This window comes from Mycobacterium sp. (assembly GCF_032162605.1).
Lineage (GTDB): Bacteria > Actinomycetota > Actinomycetes > Mycobacteriales > Mycobacteriaceae > Mycobacterium.
In genome coordinates this window covers 1-3,820 of sequence record NZ_JAVROT010000423.1, presented here as the reverse complement: position 1 = coordinate 3,820, position 3,820 = coordinate 1, and the positions used below count along the sequence as shown (strand labels likewise).

Genomic DNA, 3,820 nt, shown 5'->3' with positions numbered 1-3,820 from the left:
ACCTGCGCGCTGTCGGCGTTCGTCTCGAACACCGCCACGGTGGCGATGTTGCTGCCGACGGCGTTGGGCATTCTCGGGGTGATCGCAAAGTTGCTGCAGCAGCGCGGCGACGTCGAACCCGACTTCGACCCACTGCAGCACCATCATTCTCTTCGGCAGCGGCATCATCTTCGGTTCGTTGATCGCAGACACCGGCCTGGCCGAGACGATCGGCACGTCGGTCGACGACGCTTTGGGCCTGGGGAGCAGTGTCGCTATCACCATCTTCGCGGTGCTGTTGGCGATCATCGTGTCGGAGACGACGAGTAACACCGCGTCGGCGGCGGTGGTGGTGCCGATCATCGTTCCGGTGGCGATGGCCGCCGGTATCAATCCGTTCGTGCCTGCGCTGGCGGCGACCCTTGCGGCGTCGTTCGGCTTCATGCTGCCGGTGTCCACGCCGCAGAACGCGATCGTCTATGGCTCGGGCGCGGTGCCGATCACGACCATGATCCGCTCCGGTGTGCTCTTCGACGTCGTCGGCGCGATCTTGATCATCCTGATGCTGCCTATAATGGTCAGCGTGCTGGGACTGGGCGGATGACCGGGCACACGATCGCCGTGATCCCGGGCGACGGGATCGGCGGTGAGGTGATCGCGTCGGCGCGTGCGGTACTCGACGCGGTGTCGCGGCGGCATGGAATCGAGTTGTCCTACACCGACTTCGACTGGTCGTGTCAACGGTTCGAGCGCGAGGGCGCAATGATGCCGCCCGATGGTCTCGACACGCTGCGCGGGTTCGACGCGATTCTGCTCGGCGCCGTCGGATGGCCGGGCGTCGCGGATCACGAGTCGCTGTGGGGGCTGCTGATCCCGATCCGACGGGCCTTCCGCCAGTACGTCAACCTGCGCCCGATCAAGGTGTTCGACGGCGTCCAGAGCCCGCTGCGGGCGGCCGTCGACGTCGACTTCGTGGTGGTGCGGGAGAACGTCGAGGGTGAGTACAGCGAGATCGGCGGCCGGCTCAACCGCGGCTTTCCCGACGAGATGGCGGTCCAGGAGTCGGTGTTCACCAGGGTGGGGGTGAGCCGGATCGCGGACTTCGCCTTCGAGCTGGCGCGGACGCGCCGGGGCTATGTCACGTCGGCGACGAAGTCGAACGGGATCGTGCACACGTTGCCGTTCTGGGACGAGGTGGTTGCCGAACGGGCGGCCCGCTACCCGGACGTGCGGTGGGACAGCGAACACATCGACGCGCTCGCCGCCAAGTTCGTGCTGCAGCCGCAGCGGTTCGACGTGGTCGTCGGCTCGAATCTGTTCGGCGACATACTCTCTGACCTTGCGGCGGCGGTGGCGGGTTCGATTGGTATCGCACCGTCGGCCAACTTGGACCCGACCAAGGAATTCCCCTCGATGTTCGAGCCGGTGCACGGTTCGGCGCCCGACATCGCCGGGCAAGGCATCGCCAATCCGGTCGGCGCGGTGTGGTCGGCGGCGATGATGCTGGAGCATCTGGGGCACGCCGACGCCGCTGGTGACGTACTGGCGGCGATGGAGTCGACGTTGGCGAAGCCCGAGACTCGTACGGGTGACCTGGGCGGCAGCGCGTCGACGGTCGAGGTGACCGAGGCGTTGGTCGCTCAGTTGAGTCCTCGTTGACGACGAGTAACACTCGGGAATTCGCGATGCCGGCGACGATGGCGCGGTTCAGCGTATTGGGTTGGACCGGCTCAAATAAGCTCTCGGAGTATAGGATTCGGCGCCGGTCCGCCAACCCATCACCCATGGTCGAGGAGGACGCATTCGCGAACGAACACACCCAAGCCGGCTCGCTCGGTCAGGTCGACTATGCATAGGCACCGTTGACAAGTAGTGGCCGCCCCGGGTTGGCGTCGAGAAACGACGCGATCAGGTCAGCGGTGCTCATGCGCAGGTAATGCGAGAGTGGAACCAGCGCTTCCCTATCGAACCAACGTGTCGAGGCGACCTACGCTACACGGCCGGGTCTCGTCTGGGTTTCGTCAAGTAGTTTGGCCCCCCGGTGTTCTGCACCGATTTCGGCCCCACCTGGATTAGTGACGAACGCGCAGTGGGATGACCAGTGTGGAGACTGTGCCCAGCTCGACAAGTGAGCCAGGCGTCAGGCGTACTGCTGACTGCGGCGGGGGATCCGGGGTGTGGTTTCCCAGGCGCGGCGCGCCAGTAGCCGCATCCCGTTGAGGCCGACGATGACGGTGGAGCCTTCGTGTCCGGCGACGCCCAGTGGCAGGGGTAGGTGGCCGAGTAGGTCCCACAGGACGAGCACGGTGATGAACGAGGAGGCGATCACGAGATTCGCGATCACCACGCGCCGGGCGTGGCGGGACAACGCGATGACCGTGGGGATGGTGGCCAGTTCGTCGCGGACGACGACGGCGTCGGCGGTTTCTAGGGCAAGGTCAGATCCGGTGCGGCCCATCGCGATTCCGGTGTGCGCAGCGGCGAGGGCGGGAGCGTCGTTGACGCCGTCACCGACGAGCAGTACCCGCCGGCCGGTGTCGGTGAGTGCGCGCACCGCGGCGACTTTGTCCTGTGGCAGTAAGCCCGCCCGCACGTCGTGGATGCCGACCCGTTGAGCTAGGGCGGTGGCGGCGCGGTGGTTGTCGCCGGTCAGCAGCACCGGGGTGTCGCCGGTCAGGGCCGTCAACGCGGCAACGGTGTCGCCGGCATCGGGACGGAGCTGGTCGTCGAGCCCCAGCACCCCGACGGTCCTGTCGTCGACGGTGACGACGACGGCGGTTTTGCCGTCGGCTTCCAGCCCGGCCACCACCGGCGCGGCGGGTGAGGTGTCGGTGGTGAGCAGTTGGGCGGGGCTGCCGACGGTGACGCGGCGGCCATCGATGACGGCGTGGACACCGCGGCCGGGCGCCGAGGCGAATCCGGTGGCGACCGGCAGCCTCAGTCCGCGGTTGGTGGCTGCGGCGACGACGGCGGCGGCCAGCGGATGCTCGCTGGGATGTTCGGCGGCCGCGGCGAGGGTCAAGAGCTCTTCGGGGCTCAGCCCGGACCCGGTCAGGGGCCGGATGTCGCAGAGCCTGGGGGTGCCGCGGGTCAAGGTGCCGGTCTTGTCGAAGGCCACCGTGGTGATCGACCCGAGTTGTTCCATTACGACCGCGGATTTGACGAGCACGCCGTGGCGGCCGGCGTTGGCCATGGCCGCCAGAAGTGGCGGCATGGTCGCCAGCACCACCGCGCAGGGCGAGGCGACGATCATGAACGTCATCGCCCGCAGCAGCGACGGCTGCACCGCGGCGCCCACCGCGAGCGGAACGAAGAACACCGCCAGAGTCGCGGCAACCACCCCGATCGAGTAGTACTGCTCGACCTTCTCGATGAAAAGTTGCGCTTTGGCTTTGGTGGCCGAGGCCTCCTGGACCATGGCCACGATGCGGGCGACGACGGTGTCGGCGGCGGCCCGGTCCACCCGCACCCGCAGCATCCCGGTCCCGTTGAGGGTGCCGGCGAACACCTCGTCGCCGGGCGCTTTGGTGACCGGCAGCGGTTCACCGGTGATCGAGGCCTGATCTACGTCGCTGGCACCGGAGGTGACCTGCCCGTCGGCGCCGATGCGTTCACCGGGGCGCACCACGATCACGTCACCCACCGCTAGGGCGGCCGCGTCCACCACGGTCTCGGCGCCGGATGCGGTGATCACCGTGGCCCGCTCAGGGGCCAGGGTGAGCAGGCTGCGCACCGAATCGGCGGTGCGCTGGGTCAGGAACGCCTCCAGCGCACCGGATGTCGCGAAGATGACGATCAACAGCGCGCCATCGAACACCTGCCCGATCGCGGCCGCACCAAT

2 protein-coding genes and 1 pseudogene are annotated in these 3,820 nt (G+C 67.7%); 2 read left to right on the top strand and 1 reads right to left on the bottom strand.

The window, feature by feature from the left end; genetic code table 11:
- Positions 1 to 139 precede the first annotated feature (139 nt).
- Positions 140 to 583 (top strand): annotated as a pseudogene (locus QOI01_RS23770) (SLC13 family permease); the annotation flags it as partial.
- Positions 580 to 1,638, top strand: coding sequence for a tartrate dehydrogenase (locus QOI01_RS23765; protein ID WP_526385319.1), 1,059 nt, complete (start codon positions 580 to 582; stop codon positions 1,636 to 1,638). The pseudogene QOI01_RS23770 and the gene QOI01_RS23765, both read left to right, overlap by 4 nt.
- A 481-nt stretch (positions 1,639 to 2,119) precedes the next feature.
- On the opposite strand, the gene QOI01_RS23760 is transcribed toward QOI01_RS23765, so the two are convergent.
- On the bottom strand, positions 2,120 to 3,820 hold a 1,701-nt coding region (locus QOI01_RS23760; protein ID WP_526385317.1), incomplete at its 5' end, for a heavy metal translocating P-type ATPase.

Excerpts from the sequence above, each read along its gene's own strand:
- QOI01_RS23765 (WP_526385319.1), top strand. The coding sequence starts at position 580 with ATGACCGGGCACACGATCGCCGTGATCCCGGGCGACGGGATCGGCGGT.